Source organism: Celeribacter sp., from assembly GCF_048259695.1.
In the GTDB taxonomy this organism is placed as follows: Bacteria; Pseudomonadota; Alphaproteobacteria; order Rhodobacterales; family Rhodobacteraceae; genus Celeribacter.
In genome coordinates this window covers 327,744-344,303 of record NZ_JBLXHL010000004.1, presented here as the reverse complement: position 1 = coordinate 344,303, position 16,560 = coordinate 327,744, and the positions used below count along the sequence as shown (strand labels likewise).

At 58.3% G+C, this 16,560-nt stretch carries 13 protein-coding genes; 4 read left to right on the top strand and 9 right to left on the bottom strand.

Going from position 1 to position 16,560, the window contains the following annotated elements:
- The first annotated feature begins 3 nt into the window (after positions 1–3).
- A complete protein-coding gene (locus ACN0Q0_RS09710; RefSeq protein ID WP_417243183.1) occupies positions 4–3,051 on the top strand; it encodes an efflux RND transporter permease subunit in 3,048 nt (1,015 codons plus the stop codon).
- 217 nt (positions 3,052–3,268) lie between these two features.
- Here the strand turns inward: ACN0Q0_RS09710 and ACN0Q0_RS09705 are convergent, their stop codons facing one another.
- From ACN0Q0_RS09705 to ACN0Q0_RS09670, 8 genes are all read right to left on the bottom strand, one after another.
- Positions 3,269–4,039: an SDR family oxidoreductase gene (locus tag ACN0Q0_RS09705; protein WP_417243182.1), complete on the bottom strand. Its 771-nt coding sequence runs from the start codon at positions 4,037–4,039 to the stop codon at positions 3,269–3,271.
- Positions 4,036–5,070, bottom strand: coding sequence for a zinc-dependent alcohol dehydrogenase (locus ACN0Q0_RS09700; RefSeq protein ID WP_417243181.1), 1,035 nt, complete (start codon positions 5,068–5,070; stop codon positions 4,036–4,038). Before ACN0Q0_RS09700 ends, ACN0Q0_RS09705 begins: the two co-directional genes overlap by 4 nt.
- 13 nt (positions 5,071–5,083) lie before the next feature.
- On the bottom strand, positions 5,084–6,181 hold the full coding sequence (locus ACN0Q0_RS09695) for a mandelate racemase/muconate lactonizing enzyme family protein (protein ID WP_417243180.1): 1,098 nt from the start codon (positions 6,179–6,181) through the stop codon (positions 5,084–5,086).
- Complete coding sequence (locus ACN0Q0_RS09690) at positions 6,178–7,179, bottom strand: ABC transporter permease (RefSeq protein ID WP_417243179.1); 1,002 nt, start codon at positions 7,177–7,179, stop codon at positions 6,178–6,180. Before ACN0Q0_RS09690 ends, ACN0Q0_RS09695 begins: the two co-directional genes overlap by 4 nt.
- A gap of 2 nt (positions 7,180–7,181) precedes the next feature.
- Complete coding sequence (locus tag ACN0Q0_RS09685; RefSeq protein ID WP_417243178.1) at positions 7,182–8,162, bottom strand: ABC transporter permease; 981 nt, start codon at positions 8,160–8,162, stop codon at positions 7,182–7,184.
- Positions 8,159–9,676 (bottom strand): sugar ABC transporter ATP-binding protein, encoded by a 1,518-nt coding sequence (locus tag ACN0Q0_RS09680; RefSeq protein ID WP_417243177.1) that lies wholly within the window; start codon positions 9,674–9,676, stop codon positions 8,159–8,161. The genes ACN0Q0_RS09685 and ACN0Q0_RS09680 overlap by 4 nt, the downstream gene beginning before the upstream one ends.
- A gap of 79 nt (positions 9,677–9,755) precedes the next feature.
- Positions 9,756–10,730, bottom strand: a complete 975-nt coding sequence (locus ACN0Q0_RS09675; RefSeq protein WP_417243176.1) for an ABC transporter substrate-binding protein — start codon at positions 10,728–10,730, stop codon at positions 9,756–9,758.
- 56 nt (positions 10,731–10,786) lie between these two features.
- A complete protein-coding gene (locus tag ACN0Q0_RS09670; RefSeq protein ID WP_417243175.1) occupies positions 10,787–12,256 on the bottom strand; it encodes an aldehyde dehydrogenase family protein in 1,470 nt (489 codons plus the stop codon).
- A gap of 192 nt (positions 12,257–12,448) precedes the next feature.
- On the opposite strand from ACN0Q0_RS09670, the gene ACN0Q0_RS09665 reads away from it, so the two are divergent.
- Positions 12,449–13,162 (top strand): FCD domain-containing protein, encoded by a 714-nt coding sequence (locus ACN0Q0_RS09665; RefSeq protein WP_417243174.1) that lies wholly within the window; start codon positions 12,449–12,451, stop codon positions 13,160–13,162.
- A gap of 9 nt (positions 13,163–13,171) precedes the next feature.
- On the top strand, positions 13,172–14,791 hold the full coding sequence (locus ACN0Q0_RS09660) for a GMC family oxidoreductase (RefSeq protein ID WP_417243173.1): 1,620 nt from the start codon (positions 13,172–13,174) through the stop codon (positions 14,789–14,791).
- A 314-nt stretch (positions 14,792–15,105) separates the two neighbouring features.
- Here ACN0Q0_RS09660 and ACN0Q0_RS09655 read toward each other — a convergent pair whose 3' ends face one another.
- Positions 15,106–16,239 carry a ubiquitin-like protein gene (locus ACN0Q0_RS09655; RefSeq protein WP_417243172.1) on the bottom strand — a complete coding sequence of 378 codons (1,134 nt, stop codon included), beginning with the start codon at positions 16,237–16,239 and terminating at the stop codon, positions 15,106–15,108.
- A gap of 177 nt (positions 16,240–16,416) precedes the next feature.
- Between ACN0Q0_RS09655 and ACN0Q0_RS09650 the strand changes: the two genes are divergently transcribed.
- Positions 16,417–16,554 carry a hypothetical protein gene (locus tag ACN0Q0_RS09650; RefSeq protein WP_417243171.1) on the top strand — a complete coding sequence of 46 codons (138 nt, stop codon included), beginning with the start codon at positions 16,417–16,419 and terminating at the stop codon, positions 16,552–16,554.
- Positions 16,555–16,560 lie beyond the last annotated feature (6 nt).

Here is a 16,560-nt window from a genome sequence, read left to right as displayed (position 1 = left end):
ATCATGGATATCGCACGTTTCTCGATCAACCGCCCGATTTACACCTGGATCGTCATGCTCGTCTGCCTCTTGGGCGGCTTGTGGGGTTTCAACTCTCTGGGGCGGCTTGAAGATCCCGCCTTTACCATCAAGACCGCGATCGTCGTGACGCAATACCCCGGCGCATCGGCCGAGGAAGTGGCGCTTGAAGTCTCTGAACTGATCGAATCCGAAATTCAGAAGATGGGCGAAGTCAAAGACATCCAGACGATGAACCAACCGGGGCTGTCCTGGATCACCGTCAATATGAAAGACCAATATGACGGAACCGAACTTCCTGGAATCTGGACAAAACTGCGCAACCGCGTGGGCGATGCCGTCCTGCCGAGCGGCACGACCGAACCCTATATAAACGACAATTTCGGGGATGTTTACGGCATGTATTATGCCGTCACCGCGCCGGGGTACTCGGATGCGGAGATCAACGAGCTATCCGCATTCTTGCGGCGCGAAGTGTTGCGTGTTGACGGCGTGTCCGATGTGGCGCTTTCCGGCGTCCCCAACGAGGTCATCTACATCGAGCCTGATCTTGCCCTGATCACCAACATGGGCATTCCACCCGCCGCCATCCAAGGCGCCATTTCAGGGGCCAACGAGATCGTCGACGGGGGCGAAATCCAGACGCCTGAGGGGCGCACGATTATCCTGCGCCCACAGGGGTCCGACAGCGTTTCAGAAATCGCGGCCTTGTCGATGGGGGTCGGCGGAGAGGTCATCAAACTGTCCACATTCGCCGACGTTTACCGCGGGCGCGAAGCAAACCCTAATCTGATGGTCCGCCACAACGGGGTCGAGGCATTCACCTTGGGCGTTGCGGGCATAGCCACCGAGAACATCGTCGAAGTCGGCCACCGTGTCGATGCGCACCTTGACATCCTGCGTGAGGATATCCCTCTCGGGATCACAATCGAACCGATCTACCAACAACACATTGTCGTCGAAGACGCCTCTAACGCCTTTCTGGTAAATCTGGCCATGTCGGTTGCCATCGTCGTCGTGGTTCTGGCGATATTCATGGGGTGGCGGGCTGCGGTCGTGGTGGGATCAACGCTCTTTCTGACCGTTCTCGGCACACTGTTTTTTATGGCCCTTGGGTCGATCGAAATGGAACGGATCTCGCTTGGGGCGTTGATCATTGCGATGGGGATGCTTGTCGACAACGCCATCGTTGTGGCCGAGGGTATGCAAATTGCCATGCACCGCGGGCAAAATTCGCGTGACGCCGCAACCGAAGCGGCGAGCAAGACGCAAATCCCCCTGTTGGGTGCGACGGTTATCGGGATCATGGCCTTTGCCGGCATTGGCCTGAGCCCCGATGCAACGGGCGAATTCCTGTTTTCCCTGTTTGCTGTCATCGCGATATCGCTTTTGCTGTCGTGGGTGCTTGCCATCACGGCGACACCTTTGTTGGGCCATTTCTTTTTCAAACAAGGCGATGACCTACAAAGCGGCGGGTATGACAGTGCGTTGTTCCGGTCTTACGCGGCTGTCTTGCGGGCCTGTATCAAGCTGCGTTGGCTTGTTGTTGCCGCCCTTATCGCCACAACAGCCGTCTGTTTCGTCATGTTTGGATCCATCAAGCAGCAGTTCTTTCCCGACAGCAACACGCCGCTGTTTTTCGTCCATTACAAACTGCCGCAAGGCGCATCGATCCATCAAACCTCAGAGGATATGTTGGTTCTCGAAAACTGGCTGTCGGAGCGCGAAGAGGTCACGGCAACGACCGCCTACATCGGAATGGGGGCGTCGCGGTTCATGCTGACATACGACAGCGAGGACCCGAATCCCGGCTATGGGCATTTGATTGTGCGGGTCACATCGCTCGACGTGATCGAGGACGAGATGAACGCGCTTGAAGCCTACGCGCTCTCTGCCGTTCCCCAAGGCGAATTTCGCGTCAAACGGTTGGCCTTTGGTCCCGGTGGCGGTGCGCCGATCGAGGTGCGGTTCTCGGGCAACGATCCCGATATCCTGCGCGATCTGGCGGACGAGGCAATTGCCCGTTTGCGTGGTGCCTCTGACAACATCGTCGCGCCGCGCCACGACTGGCGTGAACGCGAACTGGTTCTGCGGCCGCTCTATTCCGAAGACCGCGCCCAGAACACGGGGATTTCCCGCTCCGATATCACGCAGACCCTGCGGTTTGCGGTCGAAGGTCTGGCGGCGGGAACGTTCCGCGAAGGCGACCGGCAACTCCCGATCACAGTACGTGTGCCGCGGGGGAGCGATTTGTCCCTCGTCGATCATGTGATCTATTCCGAAAGTGGCGGCGGCTTTGTCTCCATGGAGCAGGTCACTGACGGCTTTGTGTTCGAACCTCAGGACACGTTGCTCCTCCGGCGGGATCGTGCGGACGTGATCACGGTCGGTGCGGATATCCCGCGTGACATGACCGCGTCGGAAGTTCTGGCGGACGTGCGCGACGTGATCGAGGCGATGGAGCTTCCGGGGGGCTATACGATGGAATGGGGCGGTGAGTTGGAAAGTTCGAGCGACGCACAAGCCTCTCTCGCCGGACAGCTTCCGTTCAGCATCATCATTATGGTTCTGATTTCGGTGTTGTTGTTCAACGCATTGCGACAGCCGATCATCATTTGGCTGCTTGTCCCTATGGCCGTCAACGGTGTCAGCCTTGGCCTGCTCGGGACGGGTTTGCCCTTCACGTTCACTGCCCTGCTCGGGTTGTTGTCCCTGTCGGGGATGCTGATCAAGAACGGGATCGTACTGATCGAGGAAATCGACCTGACGCGCGAGGCGCACCCGCAACTGCCCTTGGTGGATGCGATTGTGACCGCCTCGACCTCGCGATTGCGCCCTGTGTTTTTGGCGGCGGCAACGACGATCCTTGGCATGCTGCCACTGATCAGCGATGCGTTCTTTCAATCGATGGCCATCACAATCATGGGCGGCTTGGCGTTTGCGTCGATCCTGACCTTGATCGCGGCACCGGTGCTGTATTTCATATTCTTCAAGCGCTCCGCAGGGCGGGACCTTGCGGCATCGGCGGCCTGAAACGGGCGGCGACCGCGCACTTGGCGTAGATGACACACCGAAACGCAATACGGGCGCCCCTCACCAGTCAGGGGCGCCCGTTTTCGTATTCTGCAGACACCAACCGGCGAATCCGCACGGTGTGTCGGGGCGGTTGCAACGTCCCCCCGCCGGAGCCTCACGACCTAAACCACGATGATCCTATGGCAAAGGGCGGCACAGGCCACGCGGCGCCCGATTAACGGCCCATCCAACCGCCATCCACAAGCATGACATGACCATGCATGTAGGATGCCGCTTCGGAGGCAAGGAAAACGGCAGGGCCGGCAAAGTCCTCCGGCTTACCCCAACGGCCCGCAGGGATCCGCGACAGGATGGAGGCCGAGCGCTCCGGATCTTTGCGCAAAGCCTCGGTGTTGTCGGTGTCGATGTAACCCGGCGCAATGGCGTTGACGTTCACGCCCTTGGATGCCCATTCGTTGGCAAATGCCATGGTGAGCTGCCCGATACCGCCCTTGGAGGCCGCGTACCCCGGAACCGTGATCCCGCCCTGAAACGTTAGCAATGACGCCGTAAAGATGATCTTTCCAGACCCGCGTGCGACCATGGCTTTGCCGATATCACGTGTGATCACGAACGGCGCGTTCAGGTTGACCTCGATCACCTTGTCCCACATGTCGTCGGGGTGGTCTGCGGCGGGCGCACGCAGGATCGTGCCTGCGTTGTTGATTAAAATGTCGATCTGCGGGTGCTCGGCCAAGACCTTGGCCGTGAACGCTTTCACCGCCGCACGATCCGAGAAATCACATGCGTAACCGGTGAACTTCCGCCCCAATGCCGTGACAGCCTTGCCGACATCCGATCCGACGGGATCGAGTGTGGCGCTGACGCCGATGATGTCCGCACCGGCCTGTGCCAATGCCTCGGCGATGCCACGCCCGATGCCGCGTTTGGCCCCCGTTACAAGGGCGGTTTTACCTTTGAGACTGAACTGGTCCAATACGTTCATTTCACATCCTCCGACATGCGGATCATTGATTTCATTGCGTTGGGATTTTGGGTCAGGGCCTCGAACGCGGCCTGGATATCGTTCAGCCCCTGAATGTCGGTGATGAAGCTGTCGCAATCGACGACACCTTTGGCGAGCAAGGCCATCGCCGCCTCGTAATCCTCGGGGTGGTAAACGCGTGCGCCGATCAATTCGAGTTCCCGCCAGAAAAACTGGAACATATCAATCGTGGGTTTGCTCGCGTGAATGGCAACCATGACGATGCGCCCGCGCGTGGCTGCGGCGGCGGTCATAAGGTCCACACCGGGTTGGGTACCCGAAACCTCGAACACGACATCGGCACCTTTGCCACCGGTTGCGTCCTGAATGGCCTTTGCCACGTCGACCTCTTTCGGGTTCATCACGTTGAACCCCATACCGCTCGCATATTTGAGGCGGTTCTCGTTGATCTCGGAGATCGTAACATTTGCCCCCGCGTCACGCGCGACCATCGCGACGAGCATACCGATGGGGCCACCGCCGATGACAAGCACGTCTTCGCCGGCTTGGACCTTGCCGCGCGCCACATCGTGACAGGCCACGGCAAGCGGCTCGATAAGGGCCGCGTGGGACAGATCGAGGTCCTCCGGCAAGACGTGGACCGTATGCGCGGGGACATTCCATTTTTGTTGAAACGCACCGGTGCTATCAATGCCGATGAATTTGAGCTTGTGACAGATATGTTCATGTCCCGCGTTACAAGCGGGGCAATCACCGCAATGATCGAGGGGCCGCACAACAATGTGTTGGCCCGCTTCAAGATCTGTGACGCCCTCACCAACCGCCGCAATCACGCCTGACATTTCATGCCCGATGGTGCGCTCGAAACCGACACGGCCATCCATATGCCCCAAATAGATATGAAGGTCGGTGCCACAGATGCCGCAATATGCAACATCGATTTGAACCTCCCCTCTGGCAGGTGGTCGCGGCGTCACAGCGTCGACTGTGAATGTTTTATCGCCGCGATAAACGGCTGCATAAGAAGTCATGGAAAGCGTCCTTTTAGGATTTCAGTTGATTGGCAGCGTCGAGTTTCTGCCAGTTGAATGTGACCCCTACGCCGGCCACATCAGGGGCCACCGCGCGATGATCCTCCACGACCAGAGGCCGCGTTGTGTAGTCGTCGATGGGGAAGGAATGAACCTCGATCCATCCCGCGTTTTTCTGGCCTGCGACGAGGCTCACGTGCAGCTCCTGCATGCCGTGGCTACAGATCGGCACACCCGCCTTTTCGGCCCGTTCGGCCACCTGAAGGAACCCTGTGATACCGCCGCAATTGGAGGCGTCAGGCTGGATGTAGCTCAGGTTGGATTGCGCAAAGGCGTATTCGAATTCGTGGATCGTATGAAGGTTTTCCCCCATAGCAAGCGGCATGCCCGTGGCCGCACCAATCTGTGCATATCCGCGGTAATTGTCCGGAATTGTGGGCTCTTCGAACCATGTGAGATTGAAGGGTTTAAAGGCGTTGGCGGCTGTGATCGCCTGCTCGACACTCATGGAATAGTTCGCGTCGACCATTAAAGCGCGGTCAGGACCGATCAGGTCACGCACGGCTTTGATCCGTGCAATATCTTCGTCCAGCGTCGGTTGGCCAATCTTGATTTTCACGCCGTTGAAACCGCGATCAAGATAGGATTGGATGCTGTCCAACAGCTTTGGCAACGGAAAACCGAGGTCGATCCCGCCGCAGTAGGCTTTGCATGTGTTCGCAGCGCCCCCCGCCATTTTCCAAAGCGGTTGGCCCGTGCGTTTGCCCCGCAAATCCCAAAGTGCAATATCAATCGCGGAGATCGCGAAAGACGCGATGCCACCGCGCGCCACGTAATGCATATGCCATTGCATCCCATCGTAAAGCGCATCGATATCCCCGGCGGGCTTGCCGATCAGGAACGGGGTCAGATCATGGGTTATCATGGCCGCAATGGCATGCCCGCCCTTGCCGCCGGTATAGGTGTACCCCGTTCCCGACGTGCCATCCGCGAGGTGCACGGTCGCGGTGATCAGCTCGAAGAAATGATGATCCCCGTGTTTTGCGTCGACCAGAACCTCAACCAACGGGATGTGGAACAGGCGCACGTCAATGGATGCGATCGTGCTCATAGCGCGGCTCCTTTGGATTTACGGCCTCTGGTCATGCGGGTTTGAAAGAGAATGACAGCAAAGAGGAACACGCCCCGGATCACCATTTGCCAATAGGCACTGAAACTTATGGTGCCACGACCGTTCTCGAAATTGAGGACGTTAAAGACGAGACCGAGAAGAAGCGCGCCCGCAACCGTGGCGGGGATCGAGCCGAGCCCCCCCGTAAGAAGCGTCCCGCCAACGACAACAGCGGCAATGGCCGAGAGCTCCCATGCGATGCCTTCGAGCGGCTGACCCGCCCCGAACCCCGAGGCCAGGATGACACCGGCGAGGCCCGCGCATCCGCCGGAAATGACATAGACAAAGACCTTGGCCCGATTGACCTTGAGCCCCATCAATCTGGACGCATCTTCACCGCCGCCGATGGCCAGAATGGTGCGCCCGAGCGATGTCATTTCGAGCACGATCCACAGGACGATGCCGACACCCGTCACGATCACAATAGACCACGGGAACAGGCCAAAGGCTTTGTTCATGCCCATATTGGTGAAATTCGATCCCCAGTCGACCGCAACAGTCGACGCGCCCGAAATCACCAACGCGCCCCCTTTTGCGCCAAGCATTGTCGCCAGTGTCGCAATGAATGGCGGAATGCGCAGGGCGATAATGCAAACGGCATTGAAGGCCCCGAATGCCATGCCGACAAGCACAGCCAAAGGTAAGGCAACCTCGAGACCATAGGGCGACAGATAGGCGGCGATGACCGATGAGAACGCTGCGACCGAGCCGACAGAGAGGTCAATACCACCGGTGATAATGACAAAGCACATGCCAAGCGCGATGACGATGAACATCGAGTTGTAGTTCAAAAAGGAGCCGAAATTGTAGGATCCGCCAAAGTTGTCGTAGCGCAGCACACCAAACACGATGAGGGCAAAAAGGGCGATCCAGACCGCAACCGATTGGGAGTTCCGCTGCACATATTTGCGCAGATCAAAGGCATCAGAATTCAACATGATTATTCCTTCCGGGCTTGCTGCACATAGACCGCGACAAGAATAATGCCGGCCTTTGCGATCAGGGCGACCTCGTCTTCGACGCCGTTTGCAAGCAATGTGTATTTCACCAACTGGATGATGACCGCGCCAAGGATGGCACCGAAAATCGGCGCACGTCCGCCTTGTAAAAGGGCGCCACCAACAACGGCGGCCGCAATCGCATCAAGCTCCATCAAGCTGCCGTTGCGCGCCGCATCAGAGGCCGAATTAATGGCCACGACAATCAAACCCGCGAGCCCCGACAGCACGCCGCAAATCATATAGACCCCGATTTTCACACGGGCGACAGGACCGCCAGACAACCGTGCGGCGCGTTCATTGCCGCCGATGGCAAGCACGTAGCGGCCAAAGGTCGTGCGTGAAATGACGAGGTAAAGGACCGTTGCGATGGCAAGCGCGAGCCACCCCTGAAATGGCAGACCGAGAATTTTGCCGGTCCCGAGATAGCTGAAGTGCGGGTTGGTAAAGGTTTGCAGATTGCCGTTGGTCAAAACCTGTGCAATGCCACGCCCCGAAATAAACAGGATCAACGTGGCGATGATCGGCTGCACGCCCAGTTTGGCCACCATGATCCCGTTGAACAGCCCGCATGCGATCGCGACAAGCATGGGCAACGCAATGGCCAAAGCCACCCCCAACGCAGGGTTTGCCATGCCGAACTCCGACAGGAAGATGAGCGGAGCCAAGGCCCCCGCAAGCGCCATAATGGCACCGACCGAAAGGTCGATCCCGCCCGTTGCAATGACAAGCGTCATCCCCATTGCCACAATCGCGATGGTCGCAACCTGACTGATGTTCACAAAGAGCGTTTGCAGATGCAGGAAGTTTGGCGTGAAGGCCATGTTGAACAGCAGAATTGTGACAAGAGCAACAACGCCGCCATGGCCACTTATCAGCTGTAGTGCGTTTTTACGCCGCGTTTCAGGAGTGGTCGTGCTCATACGGAAGCCTCGCTTGTTTGGGCCAATGCCTGCACCAGTTTGTGTTCAGTGATCCCCGGGTTGGTAAGTTCGCAAAGACAGCGCCCTTCGTTCAGGACCACGATACGGTCCGCGCCTTCGACCAGTTCCTCGAACTCGGAACTGATCAGAACCACGCTGTAGCCACGGTCCACATAGTCGCGGATGATGAGTTGGATTTCGCGTTTGGCGCCGACATCGACGCCGCGCGTGGGCTCGTCGAGGATCAGGATGTCAGGTTCGATCGCAAGCCAACGGGCGAGCAGAACCTTTTGTTGATTGCCCCCCGACAGTTCGCGAATGGGTTGCTCCATATCGGCGGTCTTGATGCCCAACGCGTCGATATAGTGCTGTACGATTTTGCGCTCGCGGGCGCGGTCGATCTGGCCCCGTCTGGTCATGCGCGGCAGCAACGCCAACGTCAGGTTCTCGCGCACGGACATATCGGGGATAATCCCCTCGGCCTTGCGGTCTTCGGTGAGATACCCGAGCCCCGATGCGATGGCCTTGGCCGGATGCGCGGGGGCCGATGCCCCTTTGAGCGCAATCGTGCCGCTCAGCAATGGATCAACACCAAAGAGCGCACGGGCGGCTTCGGTGCGGCCCGCCCCGAGCAGCCCCCCCAAGCCGACGATTTCCCCACGGTGTAAAGCCATGTCGAATTTTGTCAGACGCGGACCGGTGGAGACATTTTTCGCCTCGAGCAGGATCTCGCCCTTTTTCGCGGCACCGCCGCCGAATTCGGTCATCCCTTCCTCGGCGATTTCACTGGTGTCGCGCCCCAACATGCCCGCGATCAGATCAAGCTTCGTCGTTTCGGCAAGCGTGACACAGTCAACGGTTTTGCCGTCACGCATCGTCGTGACCCGATCACAAATCTCGAAAAGCTCATCAAGGAAATGCGACACATAAAGGACGGAAACCCCCGCATCGCGTAGGCTGCGCACAACCGTGAAAAGTGTTTTGACCTCGGAGGCATCAAGCGAGGATGTCGGCTCGTCCATGATAACCAGCTTTGCGTCAAGCGAGGCCGCACGCGCGATCGCGACAAGTTGCTGGATCGCGGTGGAATAGGTTCCCAGTGGCAGCGTCACATCAATATCAATGCCAAAACGGGTCAGAATTTCACGGGTACGGGCATGAGCCTGCGACCAGTTGATAAAGGCGCCGAAGCGTTTGGGTTCATATCCCATCATCACATTTTCGGTGACAGAGCGCAGCGGAACCAACGTGAGTTCCTGATAGATTGTCGCAATCCCTGTGGCTTGCGCCTCTCGCGGTGTTGTCAGGACGCAATCGTGACCGTTGAATGTGATTGTGCCGCCGTCACGACGGTAAACACCGGTCAGCACCTTGATCATAGTTGATTTGCCTGCGCCGTTTTGGCCGATCAACGCATGCACTTCGCCGCGCTTAATGTCTATTGAGGCCCCCGAAAGGGCAGGCACGCCGTTAAACGCTTTATGGATCGCATTCATTTCTAACAGGGCGGTCATAGGCATCGATCCTTTGGCACGAAAAGAGGGTGAAAGGGCGCGAGGGAGACGCCGCGCCCTTTCGGTCGGAGGTGAGGATTTAGTAAGCGTCAGCGATATTTTCGGCGGCATTCTCGATTGTGAAAATGCGGTCGCTGACCTGAACCCATGGCTCGATCGTTTCGCCGGCGGCATACCGTTTCATGGTCTCACACGCGAGCGGGCCAAAGAACGGCGAGCTTTCGACCGTTACACCCATTTTGCCGTCGATGATGGCCTGAAGCGCATCGCGTGTCCCGTCGATCGACACCACAAGGACGTCTTCGCCCGGCTTGCGGCCCGCAAGTTCGAGCGCCTGAATCGCGCCAATCGCCATCTCGTCGTTGTGGGCATAAACGATGTTCACATCGGGATGGGCTTGCAGCAATGTTTCCATGACCTGACGCCCCATATCGCGTGCAAAGTCACCCGTCTGGCTCGCCACAATTTCGAACCGTGGATCAGCGGCGATGGCATCGTCAAAGCCCGTGCGGCGGTCGTTGGCGGGGGAGGATCCTGTTGTGCCTTCCAACTCAACGATCACGCCCTTGTCCCCTTTAAAGTTCGCGATGGTCCATTCTGCGACCTGCTGTCCCTGCTTGATGAAATCGGAGCCAAGGAAGGCCACAAAATCGACACCGGCAACCGCCGCGGCGGGATCAACGGAACGGTCCACAAGGAAGGTCGGGATGCCTGCGGCCTGTGCGCGTTTCACGGCCGGGATCAGCGGCTTTTCTTCGCGGGGCGGCAAGAACAGGACATCGATGCCCTGTGCGATCATGCTTTCAACATCCGCCACCTGTTTGGCCGCAGAGCCCGCAGCATCCGTCGCGATGAGGTCCCAACCACAGCTTTCGGCGGTATCAACAAACGATTTGGATTCCGCGATGCGCCAAGGGTTGTTGGACTCCATCTGCGCAAAGCCGACCTTATAGGTGTCTTGCTGTGCAAGGGGCGGCAGGTCACCTGCAAATGCCATAGCCGAAAGACCAAGGCTCATCGCCGTAGCGCCAATCAGGATATTTTTACGTGTCATGTTTGTGTTCCTCCACAAGGTGCGCCCGGGCTCCTCCCCGTGCGCGATTATCGGGGTTACCCCCAGTTCAGATATGTCGTCTGCTTGCGCAGATATCCGTCGAACCCGTATTTGCCGTCCTCACCGCCAAGACCGGATTGGCCCCATCCGGTGTGAAAGCCCTGAATGGCTTCGCCGTTCGTGCGATTCAGGTAAATTTCTCCGCATTTCAGTGCGTAAGGCGCACGTGCGATGTCTTTGAGAGAGGTGGTGAAAAGATAGGCGGACAGGCCGAACTGTGTGTCGTTGGCATGCGCAAAAGCCTCGTCGAGACTGTCGACGCGCAACGCGGTCGCAACCGGGCCAAAGACCTCCTCGCGCATCAACGGCGAGGTGTTGCTTTGCACCTCGACAACGGTTGGCGCATACCAGTGACCCTTGGCATATTTACCCTCGGTCAGCGGGCCGCCTTCGAGCAGAACCTGTGCGCCGCCTTCAACGCCGCGCGCGACAATCTGCGCAACCTTGCGCACCTCGAGGCCGCTGACCTTTGGCCCCATATCGACGTCTGTCAACGGATCGCCAATTGTGAGCGCCCTGGCCGATGCCGTGAATTTGTCGAGGAATTCATCGGCGATGGACCGGTGCAAATACATCCGCTCGTTACAGGTGCAAATTTGGCCGCTGTTGGTAAAACGAGCGGTAATCGCAGCCGTTACGGCAGCGTCGATGTCGGCGTCCTGCATGACGATAAAGGGCGCCTTGCCACCAAGCTCCAAGCGCAGAACCTTAATCGCATCCGCTCCCGCACGGTAAATCTCACGACCCGCGCGGGTGCTTCCCGTCATGGTGACGAGACCGGTCAGCGGGCTTTCGACCATCGCCTGACCAACCACGCGACCACGCCCCGTGACGACATTGAACACACCTGAGGGAAAGCCGACCTCCAACGCCAATTGCGCAAGCGCAAGGCCCGAGAACGGTGTGATCTCGTGGGCGAGCAGGACGAATGTGTTGCCCGTCACCAGAGCCGGCCCCATTTTCCGCGCCGCCAAAGCGGCAGGATAATTCCAGGACGTCAGACCAACGACGACACCATAAGGGTGGCGGCGGATATGGATTTCTTCGTTGGCATTGTCAGAGGCGATGATGTCGCCCTCGATACGGCGGGCATTGCCGGCGGCATATCTGAGAAAGGTGACAACAGCCCCGATTTCGCCGCGCGCCTGCGAGAGGGGCTTGCCCTGCTCAAGCGTGACAAGGCGGGCAAGCGCCTCGGAGCGGGCATGAACAGCATCGGCAAGACGGTTGACCAAGGCGGCCCGCTCAACGGCGGGACGCGCCGCCCAGGCAGGCTGCGCACGGTGAGCGGCGGCAACAGCGGCCAAGGCATCATCCGCCGTCCCCTCGACAATTGTACCAATGATTTCTTCGGTCGCGGGATTTTCGACGGCGATCACATCACACGCGCTGTTTGACTGCCAAGCCCCATCGACGAACATCCGTCCCTCGATTTGGCCTTTGCCGATTGCGTCGATGCTAAACATTCGAATCTCCCATTTTGGTATGACCAAACTAGGAGCGGCATCCGTTTTCTGTCAACGTGAATCTTAAAAATTCCCTAAAACAGCTAATTAGTGGTGAAAATCGCATTTTCCCTTGCATCCTTGTGAATATTTTGGTCCGATCAAATTTAGCACCCAGATCCCAACAAGGGACCGACGACAAAGGTTTTAGACATGACAGTTATTCATCTGAAGAACGCCCAATCGCGTGCGGCCGATTCCGTAATCGATCACCTTGAGCAACGGATTCTCTCGGGAGAACTGGAAAACGGCGCCCCCCTGCCCGCCGAACGCGACCTGATGGAAGACTTCGGCGCAAGTCGCACCGTGATCCGCGAGGCCATCCTCGCCCTGTCCAATCGGGGCCTGATCGAAAGCAAACCGCGGTATCGCCCGATCGTGCGCAAGCCGGACTACGAGACCGTGCTCAATGCCACGGGCAAGATTGTGCAGAACCTGCTCACCGAAACCGGCGATGTCAAAAATCTCTATGACAGCCGTGTCTTCATCGAACGCGGTCTGGTGCGCGAAGCCGCCGCGATGGCGACAAAGGACGACATTGCAGATCTGAAGGCCGCCCTTGCGGCAAACGAAGCCGCAATTTCCGATTCCACCGCATTTTACGAGACCGATGTGGCATTTCACGGCGTGCTGTACCGCGTGCCGAAGAACCCGATTTTTCCGGCAATCCATCTGGGATACACCGCGTGGCTGGCCCCGCATTGGGAAAAAATGCTGCGGGCTCCGGAGCGCAACGAGTTAAACTTTCATGCCCACAAAGCAATCCTGACAGCCATCATGGAGCGTGACCCGGATGCCGCCGAAGAGATGCTGAAATCCCACCTTGATGCCGCCTGGGATCACGTGCGCACCACATTTACGTCATAGGATCTCGCCATGAGCACATTCGATTATATCGTCATTGGTGGCGGCTCGGCCGGGTGCGTGGCCGCGGCGCGTTTGGTGACCGACAGTGGCGGCACGGTTTTGTTGTTGGAGGCCGGTCATTCAAACCGTCATCCGCTACTGGACATGCCGCCCGGCATTTTCAAAATGATCAATGGCTCCAAATTCATGCGCTATCACCGCACGACGCCACAGGCACATCTGGACGGACGCGTGCATGACATCCCGCAAGGCAATGTCCTTGGGGGCGGGTCGTCGGTGAATGCGCAGGTTTACATGCGCGGACGGCCTGATGATTACGACCAATGGAACGAGATCCTTCGCGGCAACAATGACGGGGTTGGATGGGGATGGAAGGATGTTCTGCCACACTTCACGCGCATGGAGGGCAACAACCGGTTGGCCAATGATCTGCACGGTGTCGGCGGCCCGCTTCACGTCTCTGACCCCGGGCATATTGACGAGATGTCACGTTGGTTCGTGCAATCAGTCCAGTCACTGGGCGAACCGTTCAACCCCGATTTCAACGGGCCAACCCAACGGGGTGTCGGTTTTTACCAATTCACCAATCGCAAAGGAAAGCGCAGCTCTGCGGCCTATGCCTTTATCTCGCCGCAGCTCAAGAACCCGCGCCTGACCGTGGCGTTGGGCGCACATGTTGATAAAATCATCATCGAGAACGGGCGCGCGGTTGGCGTCGCCTACCGCGACAAGGCGGGCGCACACGAGGTGCGCGTAAAGCGTGAGGTCGTTTTGGCGGCGGGGGCCTTGGTGACGCCAAAGGTCCTGATGCTTTCGGGAATTGGACCTGCCGACCATCTGACCGAGCACGGGATCGAGGTAAAAGCGGACCTTGCGGGGGTCGGGCAAAACCTGATCGACCATCCCGAGGTGCCGATCACGGCCTATGCCGACGGGCCATACGGGTATTATAAACAGGGCGACGGTTGGCGGATGATCCGCAACGGCGTGCAGTTCAAGATGTTTGGCTCCGGCCCTGTGACCTCTGCGGGCGTCGAGGCGGGCGCATTTGTGAACCCTGACGATCCCGAGGCCCCACCCTCGATTCAGGCCTTTTGCGTGCCGATTGTGTACCTTGACCGCGATGCTCAGGTGGAGATGAAAGACGGCTATGGCATTACAATCACGACCGTTGTTGTGAAACCCAAATCACGAGGCGATGTGCGCCTTGCATCGTCCAACCCCGACGATATGCCCCTCGTCTCGCCGAATTTGCTCAAAGATCCGGCCGATATGGCGGCAATGGTTTCGGGACAGCGGTTTTTCTTGCGGGCGATGGCGGCCGAGCCGCTTGCAGGGCGGCTAAAGACCGTGGTGGTGCCAGACCCGAACGCCGCGTCCGACGCGGCGCTGATTGCGCATTGCAAACGCTTTGTGAAAACCAATTACCACCCCGCCGGCACAGCAAAAATGGGGGCCGATGGTGATAAAATGGCCGTGCTTGACGCACATTTGCGTGTGCGCGGCATCAGCGGCCTACGGGTTTGCGATATGTCGGCGGTGCCGGACATCAACGCGGGCAACACAAACGCACCCGCGATGATGTTGGGCGACCGGTGCGCCGACCTGATCATGGGACAGATCCGGTAAAGCTGACGCGCGGGCCATAGATGTCGCGAGGCGTAGATCCGCGCTCGTATCAAGCGAGATCACGTCAGTGCCGCCGGACTTCAGGGCATTGGCCGGATGGGCTCACATGACGGTCCAGATGCCGCGATCACCGACAGCGGCATCTGTTTTGGCGCGGGTTCCCCTGTTTCGGCGGGCCGCACAACAGGCGGTTCTGCGTGCATGAGGGGGGAGAAAGAGCAAAGTCGCAGGGCTTTACTCCGCCCGCAGCAGGACGATCTCACCGCGACCGAGGCCTGATTTCGCACCGCCGGCCCCGATCACAGTTGCAACAGTCAAAAACTGATTGAGTAGCTGACAGAAACACGGCGATCTTGGGTGTCCGTAAAGATATCGCCTCCTGAAAGTTCGACAGAAAGAACCCCGTAGCCGAACGAACCTGTCACACCCAACGCACCTCTGGTGGTGCCAAAGGATTGCTGTCCGTCGATGTCAGACCTCAGGCCAGAGCGGCCCATAGAAAAATCTGCGTATGGGCGCAGGTCTGTGCCACCTAAACCTCTTTGCGCTTCTGCACGAAGGCTCACAGCGGTCGACCAAAACTGACGTTGATCTGCGTCGACCGTGGCAGAGCCTTCGGAATGTGCAGGAACACGTTCGCTGTATCCACTCACCCGAAGACTGGGGGACAAGACAATCGCCCCTGTTTCCCAAGAGCCGGTCAGGCCAACGGATCCCATCACACGGTCACTGTGAAAGTCGGAGCCACTGACCGTATACTCAGGCCTGGCATACCCGAAGTGAGCATCCAGAACAAAGTGCTCCGCAAGGGCAACACCAACGTAGGCCCCCACTGCCGGGGCGCGTGCCGTGTTCTCTTGCCCGTCCTCAATCAACTTTGACCAGTCGTATGCCAGATAGAAACCGGCCATCGCATCACGGCCAATGCCGGTATCCGCGCCAAAGGTAAGGTTGCCACCATCGCCGTCGTCGGCCCCTGACAACTGCAGCACGGAGGACTTTGCCCAAACGTTCCAGTCTCGCGTTGCGCCGGTCATGCCCCCCGTTACAGAGCCGGCAGAACGCGGAGCACTTAGATGCAAACGGGCCCGCGCCCCGACGGCGTCGGTAACGGACATCATCTGGGTCACAGCATTTACATCGGCAACACCACTGGTGCTTGCCGTTCCCTTCAGAAAGAGATTAAGGGTGCCTTCCTTCTGGATATTGTAGTCGGACAGCGTTTTTGCGTCATCCAGCTGTTTGCCTCCAAATGTCAAACGCTGCTCATCCGGCGGAATGCCTTCTCTGTCCTGTATTTTTTGTTTTACATTCTCGATCGTATCCGAAGGCTCAACATCGAGCGTTATCGTCCTGCCTGTGGTTGTGTATACAAAGATTTGCATGGCGTGCGCGGGAGCGACCAACGCGCACACGATGGCGGCGCTCGTGAGGAATGTACGCAACATTAAGAAGGCTCCTATTGGTATCGTTCGTCAGCTTATCGTCGTTGCGACGTGGATTAGCAAATAATCCAATGAATTTCTATTATTCTGATTAATTTTCCGAGACGGGCGACCGGACCCCGAACGTCCCGAACCCGGCATTCCCCAAGTGGCCTGCCGCATTCTGAAGATTGCCCGTTGATGTTCGACAAGCATCTGCGCAAGGCGATGACGGGCATTCGGGTGAAAACCGCCGCTGTGCAACGCTTGAATGGCCGCAAAACAGAAATTGCGGCGGCACAAGGTATTGATAGCGATGCCGTTGTGATCCGATCCTGACCGGCT